The organism is Providencia sp. PROV200 (assembly GCF_049901995.1).
GTDB lineage: Bacteria > Pseudomonadota > Gammaproteobacteria > Enterobacterales > Enterobacteriaceae > Providencia > Providencia rettgeri_E.
In genome coordinates this window covers 3,765,849-3,784,751 of sequence record NZ_CP096307.1, presented here as the reverse complement: position 1 = coordinate 3,784,751, position 18,903 = coordinate 3,765,849, and the positions used below count along the sequence as shown (strand labels likewise).

Below are 18,903 nucleotides of genomic sequence, written 5' to 3'. Positions count from 1 at the left end.
TTGATTTTATGGGGAAAAACTATGTGGTTATACTGTTTGAAACGCATTTTAGCGACCATACCCATACTGATTGGTTTGACGTTAATTGTCTTTTTTATCATGGCAATGATCCCTGGAGACCCAGCTCAAGCATTGCTTGGCCCTTGGGCGACTCCTGAAAATGTAGCTAGAGTAAAAGTTGAGCTTGGGCTCGATAAGCCGTTATATCAGCAATATTTTATTTGGATGCATAATTTAATTTCGGGTGACTTTGGCCGCTCATTTGTCCTTAACCGACCGGTTGTTGATGAGGTTTTAGAGCGATTTTCTGCCACGCTAATTTTAGGCGGAAGCGCGTTGTTACTCAGCTCAATTCTAGGGTTACTGGCCGGAGTCCTTTCCGCCATTCGTCAATTCAGTTGGAGTGACCGGTTTATTACACTCGCCGTTTTATTGGGTATATCAATGCCATCTTTTTGGATAGGCTTACTGATGATTATGCTTTTTTCTGTTCAATTACAATGGTTTCCAGCATCTGGAATGTACGATATTTGGCAAGGCGGTGGCCTGAGCGATTTATTGCATCACCTTGTTTTACCCGCGGTAACGCTTTCATTGGTCGCGACAGGGGTGATAGCACGTTTGACTCGTACCGCAATGTTAGAAGTATTAAGGCTTGATTTCATTCGTACCGCCAGAGCTAAAGGCCTGAGCGAACGCAAAGTGATTTTCCGTCATGCATTTCGTATGGCGCTGGTTTCAGTCATCCCAGTGATTGGTATCCAAGCGGGCTTTGTTTTTGGTGGCGCGGTGTACATTGAAACCGTTTTTCAGTGGCCGGGGCTAGGTGCCATGTTAGTCAAGGCTGTGGCAACCCGTGACTTGTTTTTAGTCCAAGGGGGCGTATTGATTGCAGCAGCGTCCTATGTCTTTATCAATTTGCTTGCGGATGTTGTGCAAGCCATGTTAGACCCGAGGTTGAAATCATGAGCCAGTCTGTGACCCCTGTTATTCAGCATCGTCATCGCCAATCGATCGGCTCGTTATTACTGGCGAACCGTCTAGCAACGTTGGGGCTATTTATTTTAGTTATCATTATGCTCTTGGCATTTTTAGCGCCTTGGCTCCCCCTTGCGGATCCAGATAAAACCGATTTAGTGAATCGGCTACTTCCCGCTTTTTCACCTGATCATTTATTAGGGACAGACCATTTAGGGCGAGATATTTTGTCTCGATTGTTGTGGGGAACCCGAGTCTCCCTATTGGTCGGTATTTCAGCAACGCTCATTGCAGCCATATTCGGTACCTTGATTGGCTTGGTGGCCGGCTATGTAGGCCATCGTACTGATACAGTATTGATGCGTTGTATTGATATGCTAATGGCATTTCCATACATACTATTGGCATTAGCGATTGTCGCCGTCCTTGGGCCAGGGTTACTCAATGCGTTATATGCTATCGCATTAGTGAATATTCCCTTTTTTGCGAGAAATATTCGTGGGTTAACGGTGGGTTTGCGTGATAGGGACTTTATTCAAGCAGCAAGGCTGTCAGGTAAAAACCACCTACAAGTGCTATTAACGGAAGTGTTACCGAATGTCTTGCCAATCATTGTGGTGACCATGTCAACAACCATCGGTTGGATGATCTTAGAGACAGCGGGCTTGTCATTTTTAGGGCTAGGTACTCAGCCACCGAATGCAGATTTAGGTTCAATGCTAGGGCAAGGGCGCGCACAGATGTTTGTTGCACCTCATGTGGCATTGGTACCCGGTATTATGATCTTTCTTATTGTGATTAGCTTTAACCTATTAGGGGATGGCGTGCGTGACATTCTTGATCCCCGCTTAAAATCAGGGGCTTTACAGCGCTCACAACCGATGACACAGACTGATAGAGTTAATATTCCTGCGAAAACAGGGGATAAACAAGCGGTATTAGAAGTCAAAAATTTATCTGTCGCTTTTCGCCAAGGAAATCAATTACGTCCGACTGTAAAAGGGATCAGTTTTACCGTTGGGGCGGGGGAGTGTTTAGGGTTAATTGGGGAGAGCGGCTCAGGTAAAAGTGTTACTGCTTTGTCTGTGATGGGGCTGCTCGCATCGCCTCCTGCATTGATTACCGCGGGAGGGATCTATGTGGAACACGAAGAAATGCTGTCATTGCCGCTATCCGTTATGCAACGCCGTCGCGGTGCGAAGGTGTCATATATCTTCCAAGACCCACTGACGACACTCCATCCGCAATTTACCATTGGTGTGCAATTGCGTGAAGCCATCACCGCTCACCAGTCTTTGTCACTCTATGAGGCGAAAAATAAAGCTATCGAACTATTGGATAGTGTGGGGATCCCTGATGCGCAAGAACGTTTTGATGCCTATCCCCATGAGCTCTCGGGCGGGCAGCGCCAGCGGGTAGGGATCGCAATGGCATTGGCCAATGACCCCGTATTGATTATTGCTGACGAGCCGACCACCGCATTAGATGTCACCGTACAGGCGCGAATTCTAGAATTGCTGGACCGACTACGTCGTGAACGTGGTGTTGCGCTCTTATTTATTACCCATGATTTTGCGGTCATTAACCAAATTTGCGACCGTGTTGCGGTGATGCAGCAAGGTGAGATAGTCGAAACAGGGGATACGCAAACGGTATTACGGCATCCGCAACACCCTTATACACAACGTCTGATCGCCAGTGTACCTAAGTTAGGAGAAGGGCGCGAATTTTTAAAGCAAGTCCAACAACTTTATGGTTATCAGCCCAATGGTAATGATTTGACATCGACGCAGGAGGCTTAATGAAAAAAGTGATTGAGGTTAATCAGTTGGTGAAAATCTTCGGGCAGCCGAAAAGCCTATTTCACCCCCGTGGACGCCAAGTTCATGCACTGAAAAATATTTCACTGTCGCTTTATGAAGGTGAAACTCTAGCGATTGTTGGAGAGAGTGGCTCAGGAAAAAGTACTCTCGCGCGCATTTTAGTTGGGTTGGAACGTGAAACCTCAGGCGAAATTACCGTATTAGGGCAAACTCGTACCGAATGGCTGCAACAAGGTGCTCGTGCGTTTGGTCAAGCTATTCAGTATGTTTTTCAAGACCCTGTCGCATCTTTGAACCCCCGTAAAACGATAGGTGAGACATTAACGGTTCCCTTGAAATATTTAAAACACATGAATTCATCGCAAAGAGCAACTCGGCTGGCGGAATTACTTGAGGCCGTCAATATGCCAATGGATGCTTTAGCTTGTTACCCCCATGAGTTTTCGGGAGGACAGGCGCAGCGGCTAGCGATTGCGAGAGCCTTAGCCGCAGATGCGCGGATATTAGTCCTTGATGAGCCGGTTAGTGCGTTGGATGTTTCGGTGCAAGCGCAAGTTTTATTGTTATTAGAACAACTTAAACAACAGTTTTCGTTATCCTATTTATTTATTAGCCACGATTTAGCGGTAGTGGAATCGATAGCAGATAGGGTTGCCGTACTCTATTTAGGAGATTTGTTAGAATGTCGAGATACCCGCAGCTTATTTGCCGCGCCGGAGCATGAATATACGCGAAATTTATTGGCGAGTGCCCCACGTATTCGTGTTGATTCAGTCGTTTAGAAAATAATTTAAACCAGTTGAGAACCTAATATGAGCACCAATAAGCCGACGACAATAGAGCCAGTACGTATTAAGCGGACTGATGAAATCGTCAATGCAATAAAAGAAACTATCATGGCCGATAACCTCATACCCGGTGACCGTTTGCCACAAGAAAAAGAACTGATTGAACATTATAACGCCAGCAAAAGTACGGTGCGAGAAGCACTGAAATCATTAGAAGTTCAAGGATTAATTAAAACAAAAACTGGGCCGGGTGGCGGCGCATTTATTGATTCGATGACTGAATCCCGAGCAATGAGTTTGTTATCCAACTATTTGTTTACGCGGGATATATCAATCAAAGATATTTATACGTTACGTAAATTACTCGAACCGGTAGTTGCCGTTAGTGCGATTGACAACATCGATAATGACGGTATTCAAAAACTGTACGATACCATCGCCATTTATGACCATGAACCCGCAGATGAAAACGAACGTTGGCAGCAGCGGATGGCAGAACTGGATTTTCATGCCGTGGTTGCCAGCTATTCCGACAACGTTTTATTAGTGTTTATTTGCCATTTTTTACAGCGTTTACTCAAAGATTTAGCGGTTTGTAAGGATATTTATTTAAAACCTGAGCCTGTCGATAGACGCCAAGGCATTGAATACCAATATCAATTAATCGAAGCATTACGCCGTAAAGATGCCGCAAAAGTCCAATCGGTGATGGAAGCACATATGGCTTATGCAGAACAAGCCATGTTAGCGCTGCAAGCCACATTGCAAGAACGTTTTTTAAGTGAAGATAGGTAATATAATGATAGATAAAGTATATCTGACCTCTGTATTAAAAACATTGTTATGTACACCTAGCCCGGTAGGGATGACTGAACAAGCCGTTGCGCAGACACATCAATGGTTGACTGAGTTGGGGTTCACACCGAAATATACACGCCGTGGGGTGTTATATATCACGCTTGGCACTGAAGAGCCTAAACGTGCGTTAGCCGCTCACCTTGATACGTTAGGGGCGATGGTGACACAACTCAAACCGAATGGGCGTTTGGCACTGCGTAATACAGGCACATGGGCAGCGCGTTTTGCAGAAGGTGCAAGGGTGACGGTATTTAGTGACAATCACCAATATCGTGGGACGATTTTGCCGTTAAAAGCCTCAGGGCATCGCTTTAATACTGAAGTGGATACGCAAATAGCCGATTGGGATAACTTAGAAATTCGCCTTGATGCCCCCTGTTATAACTTCGCTGACTTGCAATCCCATGGCTTAAATGTCGGGGATATTGTTGCGGTTGATGCACAACCCGAATTTATTGATAACGGTTTTATTGTTTCTCGTCATTTAGATGACAAAGCTGGCTGCGCGGTGATGTTAGCGGCATTAAAATCATTGGTGGATGATGGCGTTGTGCCTGCTGTGCCTTGCCAAATGATGTTCACGATTTCAGAAGAGGTCGGTATTGGTGGAACACACGGTTTTGGTCCGCAAGTTCAAGAATTATTAGCGATTGATAACTCTGTTTCTGCCCCAGACCAAACTACACGGGATGACGCACTCACTTTAGCTTTTCGTGACAGAACCGGGCCGTTTGATTTAGCCATTACACGGCATTTATTGCAGCTATGTCAGCAGTATGACATTCCTCACGTCCGCGATACGTTTAAACATTATCGTTCGGATAGTGCCGCCGCGATTGATGCCGGGTGGGATATTCGTGCGGCTTTAGCCTGTTTCGCGCTAGACAGTTCCCACGGCTGGGAAAGAACGCATCTTGACTCATTAGTCGCGCTTGCGACGTTAGTAAGACGCTATATTGAAAGTGATTTAGTGCCACTACCGGGGCAATCATTATAAAGCGAATAATGTGCGGTTGATGGTAAAAAGCCCTCTTCTCATTAAGTGACCCCTAATAATTGGTTGCCCAGCTATTGGGGGATTTCACTCATGTCAGCGTTTTGATTTTTTTATTAATTTCACTGTTAAATCAATGTGATATTTACGTCATAAATACATGGTACGACAATCTTGTAGTTACAGCGTAATGACAACGACATTACACTTCTGTATGCTTAGCTGAGTAAGCAATCAATTGGGAGGTCGATATGTCGACTCAAAATGATGTTGCCGTGACTCGCTCATCTCTTAACCTGAGAATAAAACCGGAAGACAAAATCCTGATCGACCGTGCTGCTAATGCTGTGGGGAAAAACCGTACCGAATTTGTTCTGGAAGCGGCGCGGCGTGCAGCTGAAGAAACGCTGGCCGATCTGCGGGTGATTAATGTCAGCGCCGAGGTTTACCAAGAATTTATCAGCCAGCTTGATGCCGCGCCGAGTAGTAATGAGGCATTGAGGAAAACGATGATGTCTAAATCCCCTTGGGAGGAATGACATTGAAGCTAACAGCGCCAGAACCACTAAAAACAGGCCATTTACTGGAAGGGTTTTCCTCTGGTGAAGAGGCATTAGATCTCTGGCTAAAAACCCGGGCAATGAGTAATCAAAACTCAGGGGCCTCGCGCACTTTTGTGACCACTTCGGATAACCAAGTAATGGGTTACTATGCTTTGTCCACCGGGGTTGTGAACACCAATCAAGCCGTTGGGCGATTTCGCCGCAACATGCCTTCTGACATTCCCGTCATCTTACTCGGCAGGCTAGCAGTAGATACAAGGGCGAAAGGTCTTGGAGTTGGTAGGGGGTTAGTTAAAGATGCCTGTCATCGTGTTATTCAGGCTTCTGGGCTGGTGGGCATTCGAGGGGTTGTGGTTCACGCATTAACGGACAATGCTAAACGGTTCTATGAGCACATTGGTTTCGTCCCTTCACCACTTGACTCTATGATGTTGATGATAACGCTTGCCGATCTACAATTCGCATTGGGTATTCACTCGAACTGACCAAGCTTGGGATCCCGAGTTTTTATCAAAGCCCTCATATCATTGAATGTAAGAGGGCTTTGAACATGTTAATTATTAGTTTAGATTGGCTTGTGATAAATATTTTTGCATTTCATCTGCAGGAACCATACCACCACCCGTTGCCCATACCAGATGTGTTGCGTTAGCTAGTTTGGTTGGTGTGAGTGATTTTGATTGCAAATAATCGGTGTTTTGCGTGACATGTACGCAGCCAGTCATACCCGCCAAGGCCGACGGTTCTAATTTAATAGACTCGGTCTGGTTCAGTAAGCCTAACAGGTTATACATTTCGCTATCTTCGATGGTGTAATAACCATCAATTAACCGCTCCATTGCGCGTCCTACAAAGCCTGATGCACGGCCAACCGCAAGGCCGTCTGCGGCGGTGATATTATCGATACCAATTTCTTGAACAGAGACACCATCATGCAGGCCAGTATGTACGCCTAACAGCATACAAGGTGAGTGGGTTGGTTCGGCGAATAAGCAGTGGACGGCATCCCCAAAGGCGAGTTTTAACCCGAAAGCGACACCACCGGGGCCACCACCGACACCGCAGGGTAAATAGACAAACAGCGGGTGGTCGTTATCCACGGTAACACCTTGGTCTGCAAATTGCTTTTTCAAACGCAAGCCTGCCACGGCATAACCTAAAAATAAGGTGGTAGAGTTTTCATCATCAATAAAAAAGCAGTTTGGGTCTTTTTCGGCTTCTTTACGGCCTTGCTCGACGGCAATGCTGTAATCTTGCTCATATTCCACCACATTTACACCATGTGAACGCAATTTGTCTTTTTTCCACTGTCTGGCATCTGCGGACATATGCACACTGACGCTAAAACCGAGTTTAGCGCTCATAATGCCGATAGACATGCCCAGGTTGCCGGTTGAACCCACGGCAATACGATATTGGCTAAAGAATTGGCGAAACTGTTCGGAAAATAAAATTTCGTAATTATCGTCTGTCGATAAAATACCGGCAGCTAAAGCGAGTTTTTCCGCATGGGTGAGGACTTCATAGATGCCGCCCCGAGCTTTGATTGACCCTGAAATGGGCAGGTGGCTATCTTTTTTAAGTAATATTTTCCCGGTAATTGGCGTTTGGTAGCGAGCTGCAAGAGCGGCTTGCATCTGTGGGATCGTGACCACTTCGGATTCTATGATCCCTTGTGTGGCTTGGGTTTCAGGAAAGGCTTTCATCAAATAAGGCGCAAAGCGGTGTAATCGCGCCTCTGCGTCTTGCACATCTTCAATGGTTAGCCCGACATAAGGCAAACCCGCTTGTGTTGTCGTGACATTTGGGTTGAACCACGCAATTTGCTTTAAATCGATTAAGTCCTGAACTAAAGGGTAGTCAGCAATTAACTTATCAACATTTATCTGAGTCATAATTACTCTCTTTTAAATCACAAATGAAAGTGCAAAAGTCCCTGCCAGCGCGACGAAAGACGCAATCAACGTGGCGACACTATAAAAACGGAAAGTTTCGGCTAAAGTGGCATTACAGTACTGTTTAACTAACCAGAACAACGAATCAGTGACGATAGTGCAGCCAATCGCGCCGGAGCCAATGGCTAATGTCATGATTTCTGGGCTAATGTGTGGGTACATTGGCATTAATGGCGCCACAATCGCGGTTGCGCCCATCATCGCAACGGTGGCAGAACCGACGGCGGCATGAAGAATAATGGCGACTAGCCAGGCCAGCAAGATGGGGTGCATATCAATGCCCGATAACACCATCGCTAAGGAATCGCTCAGTCCACTGCCTTTTAAGATGCCGTTAAATGCCCCACCTGCCCCGATAATCAATAAGATATTAGCAATTGAGCTAAAACTCTCTTCGGTTTTGCTGAGTAATACGCTCATACCCATATTACGTCGAATACCTAACATGTAATAAGCGACAAAAGCAGCAATAAACATAGCGGTTATTGGGTTACCAATAAACTGTAATAAGGTAAATAACTGGTTATCTTTGCTCATGTTCAAGTCAGCGGCTGTCTTGATTAACATGAGAGCAATTGGCAGTAACACCGTGAACAGTGTGGCACCTAAAGAAGGTAAGTCTTTTTCTTCACGTACTTCAAGGTCAGAGAAGGCCTCTGGCACAGTTTTAAATGGTAAGCGGTCACCTAAGAATTTGAGGAACAGTGGCCCACCAACTAACGAGGCGACTAAGCCTACCGCTAACCCTGCGACAATCACCGTACCAATGTCAGCCCCCAATTCATTTGTGACAAATAGGGCTGCAGGGTGTGGCGGTACGATACAATGGACGGCCATCAGAGCGGTACATAATGGGATAGCGAGTTTTAATAACGAGGTATTGGTTCTTTTGGCAATGGAAAATGCGAGTGGGATCAGTAACACCACACCAACCTCAACAAACAGCGTAATACCGCAGATTAACCCAATTAGCACCATGGTAACGTCAGGCGTCAACCAGCGGCTTTTTTGTAAAGTGACCCCGATGCGTTCAGCGGCACCTGAAATTTCCATCATTTTGCCGAGTATGGTACCCAACCCAATAATGGCGGCTAAAAAACCAAGCGTACCGCCAATGCCATTTTCGATGGCGCTGACCATCTCTAATGGGTTCATTTGCATGGAGATACCGACAAAGAAGCTGGCGAGTAAAAGTGCTAAAAAGGGATGAAACTTAAATTTAATTATTGAAACGATGATTAGTAAAATACTGATAACTAAAGTACCAATCATCCACATTGTAGAGTCCATATCCTACCCCTGATCATCTTGTTGTTGTTCTTCTATTGGATAATAAATATTCAAAGGTGACAAACGATGAAACATATGGTTTAGATGAGCTAAATTAACCCAAGGGTGTGATATTAGTCATATAAAATGGAGATTAGTGCATTTGAGTCACCCTAATTCATCTTAAAATGGGTATTGTAGAGATTATTGGGGATCATTGTTTTTATCGGAGGCGTTGTGTCAGCACATTTCAATCAATTTGAGCAATCTGGATTTATTCAGTGGAATAAACGGTTATCAAGTTATCAGCTATCGCGTCTACATACTTTTGAAGCGGCGGCACGGCACTGCTCTTTTGCATTAGCGGCTCAGGAACTGGCGTTAACGCCTAGTGCGGTTAGCCACCGAATTAACACGTTAGAAGGGGAATTGGGGTTTAAATTATTTGAACGTTTTCATCGGCGCATTGAATTGACGGTTGATGGTGAGCGGATTTACTGGGCTTTACGCAAAAATTTGGATGATATTAACCAAGAAATCATTGATATCAAGAACCAAGAAATCTCGGGTGAACTTACGGTATATTCGCGACCATCCATCGCCCAGTGCTGGTTAATTCCTAAAATTGCGGATTTTGCTCATCAATACCCCTCGATTCAATTGAATCTATTAACAGGGAACGATGACGTTAACTTTCGTGGTTATGGTATTGATGTTGCCATTTATTATGATGATATCACTCGGCCAAACTTATATTGTGAAGATTTAATGTCAGAATCAATTGTCCCGGTTTGTAGCCCACAATATGCAGAACAGCATGATTTACTTAATAATATGCACCAATTGAAAAATTGTACTTTATTGCATGATAGGCAAGCATGGAGCAGTAACTCTGACTATGATGAATGGAAGGCATGGAGTGAGTATTACCAATTAACGTTGTTTCCTCATCGCCGAAACTTATGTTTTGATCGTTCTGATTTAGCGATTGTTGCCGCCATGAACCATGCAGGTGTAGCCATGGGGCGTAAACAATTGGTTGAAAAACGTTTAAAGCGCCAAGAACTGGTAATGCCATTTGGCGATATTTCGCTGAAGTGCGAACAACGCCACTATTTTGCGATGCTTAATGATAAACGTAACCCGAAGGCAGATATTTTTATTCAATGGCTAAAACAGCAAGTTAACGCAATATCACAAGTAAAATGACGCTTATTCGAGTAAGATAACAGGCTGGTGATGTTTTTATAGAATGGATAAAACTGACGCTATGGCCCCGAAAACGCAAAAAGTTGCCACGATCAAAGATGTTGCTGCCAAAGCCCAAGCTGGGAAAACCAGTATCTCGCGATATTTGAATGGTGAATTCCATTTACTTTCAGATAATTTGCGCCAACGTATTGAAAGCGCCATTCGTGAATTAAACTATCGCCCAAACCAAATGGCACGGAGCTTGAAACATGGGCGGACAGGCCTGATTGGCTTGATTATTGCCGATATCGGTAACCCATTTTCTGTTGAAGTCTTAAAAGGGGTGGAAGCGGAGTCCATTAAGCAAGGTTTTATGACCGTCGTATGCAATGCTGATAATAGCATTGAGCGTGAATGCCAATTTATTCAGCTATTAAAAGGTTACCGCGTTGATGGGCTTATTATCAATTCAGCAGGTGTTAACGAACAATTCATTGATGTGCTGAAAGAAACCACGCTGCCTTTTGTCTTATTAGATAGAAAAATCGACAATTTCCCCAGCGATATGGTTGGTCTAGATAACCCCGCTTCTGCGCAAATGGCGTTTCATCACCTATTGGAACAAGGGTTCGAAGCGATTTGTTTTGTTACTGAGCCCATTGTGTATAACAGCGCACGGCAAGAGCGCTTACAGACATTCCAAGCGTTATCACAGAGCCATCAACATATTCAAAGCGAATTTCATGAAGTGGCCTTGCCTGATCCTGCGAAATTAGAAGCCATTGTTGCTGATTTTTGTACGGCTCATCGGGGTATGCGCAAAGTGATTGTCGCGGCCAATGGCGTATTGACCTTGCAGTTGGCGTATGTCATGAATAAACAAGGGCTGCGGTGGGGAACGGATATTGGTTTTCTCAGTTTTGATAACCTCGAATGGGCGGCATTAGCAGGGCAAGGGGTAACCTCGGTGTCTCAACCGACAGCGGAAATGGGGCATAAGGCGGTGGAGTGCTTGTTAGAAAAACTGGAAAACCCAGATAAACCCCCAATGCAATATTTATTTAATGGGGAATTACTGATCCGCAAATCAACGACATTGTAGTCTTTAGCGGCTCTTAAAATTTGGTTACCATTTACCAATTTAGCTTAAGGGTTATTACATGTATACTGGTGTGTAGACTAAATTATAACCATTTTGAGAGTATAGGGAACATATGAAAAAGATAGGGATATTATTGCTAGCTAGCCTTGTTTTAGCGGGATGTAGCACCAGAAGTCAGATCAAAGAATATACCTGCCAAGTTGACCAAAGCTATAATCACATCACAATAGAGCGTAATGGTAAGTTTTTTTTCCCTACCGGTGCCAGTAAAGTTCAAATCTTTTTCAATAATGATCAAATAAATGTTGTTGATTTTGTTGGCTATGAGTATATGAGTTATCCACTAGTGAAAAGCACAGAGCAACGACGTGTTGAAAAAATCAAAGATTTTAATGTCGTGATCAATAAAGGTGATTTTTATTCTGATGTCAATGGCATGTTAGAGATTTACTCACCAACTCAAAAAACAGTGGGGTTATATTATTTAGCACCATCAACCAGTAAACTGAATTCTATCCAGTTTCTGACGGAGTGTGAACGAAGCCATGTTGCTCGTGAGGGACACGCCCATGAGCATTAATGTTTAAAAAGCCCTAATAAATTAGGGCGTTCTCGGTACTTATCTATTTGGCTATTTCAGGGTTAACACAATTTTGGCTCAGGTCACCCTTTAAAGCCGCTATTAGGTTGTCAACAGCACACTCGACCATAGCATAACGGGTTTCATGGGTGGCTGAGCCAATATGAGGCAAGGCCACCACATTTGGTAACGTGAGTAGCTTAGAATTACTTGGAAGCGGCTCCACCTCAAACACATCTAAACCCGCTCCGCGAATTGTGCCATTTTCTAATGCGTCGACTAACGCGGCCTCATCAATAATTCGACCCCTTGAACCGTTGATCAAAAACGCACTGGGTTTCATTTTTTCCAGCTCATTTTTACCGATTAATTTTTCGGTTGAAGCGGATAATGGTAGCACGACACAGACAAAATCCGATTCCGTGAGCAATGTATCGAGGTCACAACGACGTGCACTAAGCTGGGTTTCTGCATCGGGATGGGTATGGTTATTGTAATAGAGAACTGGCATTCCGAAGCCTAAGTGAGCACGTTTAGCGACAGCATAGCCAATACGCCCCATTCCAAGTATACCAATCGTTTTACCGTGCACATTGCTGCCGTATGCATTTTCACCAATACTTTGAGTCCATTGGCCGTTTTTGACCATCTCAGCCATTTCGATAATGCGGCGTGCACTGCACAGTACCAATGTAAAAATGGTATCCGCGGTGGTTTCGGTTAATACATTGGGGGTATGCATCAATGCAATCTTTCTGGCATTCATTGCGTCAATATCAAATTGGTCGACACCAACGGAAATGGTTGACGCGACTTTCAAATTTGGTGCATTGGCAATGTCATCTGCAGTGATAGGGTAACTAGCCCCAATAATGCCATCAGCTCTCGTCAAGGCTTGTTTAAAGCTGGCGAGATTTTCAGGGGTAATGCTATCAAATTCAGTGACATTAAAGTGTTGCTGTAGCCGCGTAAGTTGATCCGCGGGAATGGATTTATATAAAATAATATTCTTTTTCATGATATCCCTTTTAAGCATGTTCTGTGATGATGGCATCACGTTTTTGCTCTTGGTTTGGTTTAACAATCAGGGTAAAGAAAACCGAAGCTAACAATGCGAGTCCCATAAACATATATGAGGCACTTGGGCTACCTGTTGCTCCATTTAAATACCCTACAAACCATGAACCGAAGAATGAACCTAATGCGCCCATACTATTGATTAATGCCATTGCACCACCGGCAACGTTCTTTGGCAACATTTCAGGAATAATAGCGAAGAAGGGCCCATACGGGGCGTACATAGCTGCACCCGCAATCACTAATAAGGTATAAGAGAACCAAAAATTGCTGCTACCGAGTAAGTAGGAACCGAGGAAACATATCGCGCCGAGTAAAAGCATTGGCCAGACAAATAATTTGCGGTTATGCATTCGGTCAGATGCCCATGAAACTAAGATCATGGCCAGAGTCGCAGTAAGGTAAGGGACTGCGGAAAGCCAGCCTGTTTCTACCATCCCAAGGTTGGAGGCACCACGAATAATAGATGGCAGCCACAGCACAAAGCCATACACCCCAATGCTCCAGCAGAAATATTGAGCGCAGAGTAAAATCACATTGCGAGACTTAAAGGCTTCACGGTAATTACGAACGGGCTTGATATATTTTTGTTCGTCACTCAGGATCTTATCCAATGTCTCTTTTTCTGATTGGCTTAACCAATTGACTTGGCTAGGCTTGTCTCGTGCTGTTCTCCACCAGAAAAAAGCCCACAAAATCGCAGGAACCCCTTCAATGATAAACATTTCACGCCACCCGAAGGCTTGAATGAGATAACCGGATAGCACGGACATCCACAGTACCGTAACGGGGTTGCCTAGAATTAGAAAAGTATTGGCGCGAGAGCGCTCTGATTGCGTAAACCAGTTACTGATATAGATTAGCATCGCAGGCATGACCGCGGCTTCGACGACCCCTAGGCTAAAACGAATAATTACTAACATAGGGATATTGCTCACCATGCCAGTTAAACTAGCGAATAAGCCCCATAGGAAGATACAAGCAAAAATGAGTTTACGGACACTGCGCTTCTCTGCATAAATAGCCCCCGGTATTTGGAAAAAGAAATAACCAAGGAAAAATAATGAGCCGAGCAGGGATGACATCCCTTTGGTAATGCCTAAGTCAGCGTTGATCCCTGCAGCCGCGGCAAAACTGTAGTTTGCTCTGTCTAAGTAGGCAAGGCTATAGGTGATAAACACGATTGGCATGATGCGCCACCAACGTGACGCTGCTGGAGTATTCATTGTCATAATCGATTTCCTTTTAACATACAGCTTTAGTGGTGGTCGCGGACAGTAATGCCATTTCATGCTGCAATTGCGCTTGGGTTGGTAAACCTTCACTGTCGCCAATAACTTGAATAGCTCTTGCTCCAACAAAATTACCTCTTGCAACAGCTTGTGGTAACGTCAAACCTTCAAGTAAGGCGCTAATAACGCCAACGGCGAAACCATCACCAGCTCCGACGGTATCAATGACGTGTTTAACATGAACGGCGGGTGCTATGCCCTGTTGGTTATTTGCCGTTTTATAATATGCTCCGTGTTCCCCGGTTTTAATCACAACCACTTCGACACCTTGAGCGAGATAAAAATCAGCAATAGACTCGGGTTGGTCGAAGCCCGTCAGTATTTTGCCTTCTTTTAAACCGGGTAAGACCCAATTAGCTTGGAACGCGAGTTGGTTGAGTTGTTCGACCATTTCCTGTTCACTTTTCCATAGGGATGGACGCAAATTAGGATCAAATGACAGTGTTTTCCCTGCATTTCGCATCCATTTTGCTGCATACAGTGAAAGTTGATAGCTGGTGGGCGAAAGTGCGGCTGCCACGCCACTTAAATGTAAATGACGGGCAGACAGAAAATACGCTTCATTAAAGTCAGTGAGATCTAAATGGCTAGCTGCTGACCCTTTACGGAAATACTCCACAGTGGGATCGGTTCCATTTTCAGCTTTAGATTTAAGTTGGAAGCCCGTTGGGTAACGAGAGTCCACTGTAACGCATTGACTATCCAGTTGTTCTTTATCCAAAGTGGCTTGAATGAAACGCCCGAAGGAGTCATCGCCAAGTCGGCTTATCCAGCCACTTTTTAACCCTAAGCGAGACAGACCGATAGCAACATTCAGCTCAGCTCCGGCTGCGCGGCGAACGAAACTTTCGACGTCATGTAATTCCCCTGTTTGTGTTGCCACAAACATCATCATGGCTTCACCAAGCGTGACAACATCTAATTGATTTTTCATGATGTTAAATCTCCTTTAACAGAGAAACGTAGTATTCAGTAACTGCACGTAAATCATGGCTTTCGAGTGGAAATTCGATACCACGAGGGACGTTATTCGGTAGCGCGTTTAGCACTTCTTTCCATGTGCCGTCGCTGTCATCAAGTGCTACAGCAACGCGTTTATTGCCACGCAATTGGCAGGCTTTAACGTGAATATAAGCGACTTGGGGAGCGAAAATATGGGCGGCTTTTAGCGGGTCTTCTTGCTGCCAATGCCAATTCGCCATATCAAATGCCATTTTTATTGGCAGATTTTGGGTTTTAACATCAGCAAAAAAACGTTCAAGAGGTGCAATGTGACCGCCTACCTCGGTTTGGTCATTCTCGATCACTAACTGCGTGTTGTATTGATTGAGAAGATTAATGACTTCCGATAAATCATAATTTTCTGGTAATTCACCGAGTGATAGTTTTAAAAAGCGAGCATTAAGTTGTTTGGCATCTTCAAAATAGCCTTGTAGTTTAGTGATTGCGATAGGGGGCTGTTGTTGGAATAGCGTGTCTGGCACGGAATAAACCGCAGTGAGCTGTCTTGATTGCAGTCCTTTGGCTATATCCGAAAAATTATCGCTGGGTAACAACAGTTCTTGGCGGATTTCAGCACCATCCGCATGGCTGTTTTGAATAATATCGAATAGGGCTTGTTGACCCCCTAGTTGTTTTACGGTTTGTGCACCGTAGGCGGCAGTAACAACGATAATGTCTTTGCTCATGACTTTCCTCTGTCTGATTAAAGGGGATTTAGCCCATTTGTCATTGCGAATAATGCATTATGGAACCGGTTCCATTACGCTTTCTAGTGACAAAAGATCAAAATCAGAGCTATATCACTAACCAAACGGCGATAAATGTTTAATTACCGATCACCATCACAACTTTTGATGTAATGGGTGCAATAAAAAGTTCAGATAGGGTTTTCATAGCGTATGTGATTTTGTCAAAGTATCATTTTTGATAGTTTTGCTTAGAGGGGCGTTTTTGGCTTTAACGGGCTAAAAGAAAGGGCGCTAATTCATTTCTTACTGCAATCAATAACGATAAATTATTAGTCTAGAAAAACAAAGGCAGAACTGGGTTATAAGTTCTGCCTTTATTATTCAATAGGTTATTGGCTTAATGCATCGGCAACTGCTTTAAAACGAGCGAATTTGTCACGCAGCTGTTGATGGCCAATCGCATTGGGTTGGTAAGTAGTGATTTTGGGGGTACTTGCCGCAATGGCGACATCAAAACCTGAATAATAACCTGTTCCGACGGCAGCACAAAGTGCCGCCGCTTGGCAACCTGATTGCTGCACGTTGACGACATCTAACGGCAAGTTACTGGCATCACAGAACATTTGCATCCACAACGGTGACTGTGTTGGGCCACCCGTGAAACGAATAGATTCGGTTGTATTATCAAGGCCAACAATACGGTCTTGGTGCAATAAATGTGAAAATACAATCCCTTGATAGATAGCATAAACAATATCAGCATCCGTATGGTGTGAGCTTAAACCGAGTAGACCACCGTGCAAATTACTGTGGTAATTAGAACCGTACAGCCAAGGGAAAAATAGAATATCGTTTGGCCGCGTTGCCCCTTCAGCCACACAGTGATTCAGTACATCATAATCTTGCAAACGTTGATTGAAGAAGTGACGAGTGAACCACGCGAGGTTACTGGCGGAAGTCGGGCTGCCTTCGTGGACAAAATAGGTACCTGGAATGCAGTATTTACTCCATACGTATGGGTAATCTGAAGGCACAATCTCATCAAAGACACGAGTTGAAATGGTCCAAGTGCCTGCTACTGCACTGAGTTTATCTTTTTGGCTCACCCCTGACGCCAACGCGGCTCCCACGACATCAAAGAAACCACCAAATACAGGGGTTCCTTCTACCAGTCCAGATTCTGCGGCAGCTTTGTGGGTTACGGTACCCGCTAATTGGGCTGAGTTAATTACAGGTGCGAGTTTGTCATTTGCTTCATCAATACCAAACAGTTGGCATAATTTAGGGTCATAACTCGACTGGATTTGGTTAAATAATTGGCTACCCGAAATATTGGTTTCTTCGCAGGCAATGTGGTCGGTTAAGCGATAGCGAATATAGTCATGAACCATCAAAACATGCTGAGTATCGCGATAGTTATCAGGCTCGTGTTGTTTTAGCCAATGCAGTAGTGCAACGGGATGAGAAGCCCATAATTGCTGCAAACTCAATGGATAAGCTTTATCCGCAGTACCGTCTTGGTGCCATTTATCAACAATGGATTGAGCACGTGAATCAGATGATACGATCCCATTTCTAACTGGTTTTCCTTGGCTGTTGAGCAAATAAAGCCCTTTACCGTGGGATGAAAAACTGACACCGGAAATTTGGGCGGCACTGAGCTGGCTATTTTGAATGGCTTTGCGGATCACGCTGCAAGCCGCTTCCCATAACATTTCCATATTGCGTTCACTAAAACCCGCCTGTGGGCTTTCAGTGGGAAAAGAGTGCTCAGCAACCGTAATTTCTTGGCCTTCAGCGGTGTAGATCCCCGCTTTAATGACGGTACCACCCAGGTCAACACCCATAAAAAATGCATTCATTATCGGCTCCTTTAGGCGTTATACCAGCCAGCTTGTTGCATTTTGTCTTCCATCCAATGACGGGCTTTGATAATTTCAATCAGTGGTTCATCGGCTTTTTCTGTCCACATTTCAATCAGAAAGGAACCGCGGTAATTTAAACGTTTTAATAATTTGAATAAATTAACAAAATCTACGCAGCCTTCGCCGAAAGGCACATCACGAAATTGGCCTTTGCAGGTTTCAGTCACTGCATATGTATCTTTTAAGTGAATGGCTGCAACGTGTTCAATTCCTTGGGTGAATTCTTTTTCGACATCATTACCCCATGCCGTTAAGTTGCCGACATCAGGATACACCTTGAACCAAGGCGAGCGAATTTTATCGGAAAGCGTTTGCCATTTACTTATGGAGTTCATAAATGGCGTATCCATGATTTCCACCGCACACATGACTTGAGAAGCAGCCGCAATTTCACTGACCCACTGCATGCCTTTTTCGAAATTGGCAATCGTTTCGGCATCTTGCTCTTCATAGTAAACGTCATAACCCGCGAGCTGAATAGTGCGAATGCCTAAGTCTTGAGCGAGCTTAATGGCTTTTTCCATTAAGGAATAGGCCATCATGCGAGTGGCCTCATCATGGCTACCAAAAGGAAAACGGCGATGGCCCGATAAACACATACTTGGAATACGAATACCTGTTTCTTGAATGGCTCTAACCACTTCCAGACGTTCAGCGGGGCTCCAGTCTAACCGAGCTAGGCGTTCGTCAGTTTCATCCACTGACATTTCCACAAAATCATAACCCGCAGATTTTGCGATGACTAATTTTTCTAACCAACTGCTGTTTTTTGGTAATGCTTTTTCATAAATACCAATTGGATGCTTGCGCATGGTTT

The 18,903-nt window shown here is 44.4% G+C and carries 18 protein-coding genes; 10 read left to right on the top strand and 8 right to left on the bottom strand.

All coding sequences use genetic code 11. From position 1 onward, the window contains the following. Positions 1-21 precede the first annotated feature (21 nt). The 7 genes from M1E86_RS17455 (at position 22) to M1E86_RS17425 (ending at position 6,489) form a co-directional block, all read left to right on the top strand. The gene (locus M1E86_RS17455; protein WP_125890585.1) at positions 22-969 is read left to right on the top strand and encodes an ABC transporter permease; all 948 of its coding nucleotides are present in this window, start codon (positions 22-24) and stop codon (positions 967-969) included. Beyond that, positions 966-2,780: a dipeptide/oligopeptide/nickel ABC transporter permease/ATP-binding protein gene (locus M1E86_RS17450; RefSeq protein ID WP_213913664.1), complete on the top strand. Its 1,815-nt coding sequence runs from the start codon at positions 966-968 to the stop codon at positions 2,778-2,780. The genes M1E86_RS17455 and M1E86_RS17450 overlap by 4 nt, the downstream gene beginning before the upstream one ends. Continuing rightward, the gene (locus M1E86_RS17445) at positions 2,780-3,583 is read left to right on the top strand and encodes an ABC transporter ATP-binding protein (protein WP_213913663.1); all 804 of its coding nucleotides are present in this window, start codon (positions 2,780-2,782) and stop codon (positions 3,581-3,583) included. Before M1E86_RS17450 ends, M1E86_RS17445 begins: the two co-directional genes overlap by 1 nt. A 30-nt stretch (positions 3,584-3,613) precedes the next feature. Next, positions 3,614-4,384, top strand: coding sequence for a FadR/GntR family transcriptional regulator (locus M1E86_RS17440; RefSeq protein WP_125890582.1), 771 nt, complete (start codon positions 3,614-3,616; stop codon positions 4,382-4,384). Positions 4,385-4,388: 4 nt separating this feature from the next. Beyond that, complete coding sequence (locus M1E86_RS17435; RefSeq protein ID WP_213913662.1) at positions 4,389-5,444, top strand: osmoprotectant NAGGN system M42 family peptidase; 1,056 nt, start codon at positions 4,389-4,391, stop codon at positions 5,442-5,444. A gap of 248 nt (positions 5,445-5,692) precedes the next feature. Continuing rightward, positions 5,693-5,980 carry a DUF1778 domain-containing protein gene (locus tag M1E86_RS17430; protein WP_102138080.1) on the top strand — a complete coding sequence of 96 codons (288 nt, stop codon included), beginning with the start codon at positions 5,693-5,695 and terminating at the stop codon, positions 5,978-5,980. After that, complete coding sequence (locus M1E86_RS17425; protein ID WP_213913661.1) at positions 5,977-6,489, top strand: GNAT family N-acetyltransferase; 513 nt, start codon at positions 5,977-5,979, stop codon at positions 6,487-6,489. The genes M1E86_RS17430 and M1E86_RS17425 overlap by 4 nt, the downstream gene beginning before the upstream one ends. 75 nt (positions 6,490-6,564) lie before the next feature. On the opposite strand, the gene M1E86_RS17420 is transcribed toward M1E86_RS17425, so the two are convergent. After that, positions 6,565-7,899 (bottom strand): D-serine ammonia-lyase, encoded by a 1,335-nt coding sequence (locus M1E86_RS17420; protein WP_213913660.1) that lies wholly within the window; start codon positions 7,897-7,899, stop codon positions 6,565-6,567. A 12-nt stretch (positions 7,900-7,911) separates the two neighbouring features. Next, positions 7,912-9,249 carry a D-serine transporter DsdX gene (gene dsdX, locus M1E86_RS17415; RefSeq protein WP_213913659.1) on the bottom strand — a complete coding sequence of 446 codons (1,338 nt, stop codon included), beginning with the start codon at positions 9,247-9,249 and terminating at the stop codon, positions 7,912-7,914. A gap of 216 nt (positions 9,250-9,465) precedes the next feature. Between dsdX and dsdC the strand changes: the two genes are divergently transcribed. From dsdC to M1E86_RS17400, 3 genes are all read left to right on the top strand, one after another. Then, positions 9,466-10,437, top strand: a complete 972-nt coding sequence (gene dsdC, locus M1E86_RS17410) for a DNA-binding transcriptional regulator DsdC (protein ID WP_102138076.1) — start codon at positions 9,466-9,468, stop codon at positions 10,435-10,437. Between the two features lie 43 nt (positions 10,438-10,480). Then, positions 10,481-11,521, top strand: coding sequence for a LacI family DNA-binding transcriptional regulator (locus tag M1E86_RS17405; protein WP_125890577.1), 1,041 nt, complete (start codon positions 10,481-10,483; stop codon positions 11,519-11,521). Positions 11,522-11,633: 112 nt separating this feature from the next. Further along, positions 11,634-12,101: a hypothetical protein gene (locus tag M1E86_RS17400; RefSeq protein ID WP_125890576.1), complete on the top strand. Its 468-nt coding sequence runs from the start codon at positions 11,634-11,636 to the stop codon at positions 12,099-12,101. Between the two features lie 43 nt (positions 12,102-12,144). Here M1E86_RS17400 and M1E86_RS17395 read toward each other — a convergent pair whose 3' ends face one another. The 6 genes from M1E86_RS17395 to M1E86_RS17370 all read right to left on the bottom strand — a co-directional run bounded on the left by M1E86_RS17395 (position 12,145) and on the right by M1E86_RS17370 (position 18,898). After that, positions 12,145-13,119: an NAD(P)-dependent oxidoreductase gene (locus M1E86_RS17395; RefSeq protein ID WP_125890575.1), complete on the bottom strand. Its 975-nt coding sequence runs from the start codon at positions 13,117-13,119 to the stop codon at positions 12,145-12,147. A 10-nt stretch (positions 13,120-13,129) separates the two neighbouring features. Continuing rightward, positions 13,130-14,410 carry an MFS transporter gene (locus tag M1E86_RS17390; RefSeq protein WP_426099181.1) on the bottom strand — a complete coding sequence of 427 codons (1,281 nt, stop codon included), beginning with the start codon at positions 14,408-14,410 and terminating at the stop codon, positions 13,130-13,132. A 13-nt stretch (positions 14,411-14,423) separates the two neighbouring features. After that, positions 14,424-15,404, bottom strand: a complete 981-nt coding sequence (locus M1E86_RS17385) for a PfkB family carbohydrate kinase (RefSeq protein ID WP_213913656.1) — start codon at positions 15,402-15,404, stop codon at positions 14,424-14,426. Positions 15,405-15,408: 4 nt separating this feature from the next. Next, entirely contained in the window at positions 15,409-16,158 is a 750-nt protein-coding gene (locus M1E86_RS17380) for a sugar phosphate isomerase/epimerase family protein (protein ID WP_213913654.1), read from the bottom strand. 392 nt (positions 16,159-16,550) lie between these two features. Next, positions 16,551-18,023 (bottom strand): FGGY-family carbohydrate kinase, encoded by a 1,473-nt coding sequence (locus tag M1E86_RS17375; protein ID WP_213913653.1) that lies wholly within the window; start codon positions 18,021-18,023, stop codon positions 16,551-16,553. 11 nt (positions 18,024-18,034) lie between these two features. Beyond that, positions 18,035-18,898: an L-ribulose-5-phosphate 3-epimerase gene (locus tag M1E86_RS17370; RefSeq protein WP_125890570.1), complete on the bottom strand. Its 864-nt coding sequence runs from the start codon at positions 18,896-18,898 to the stop codon at positions 18,035-18,037. Positions 18,899-18,903: the final 5 nt, after the last annotated feature.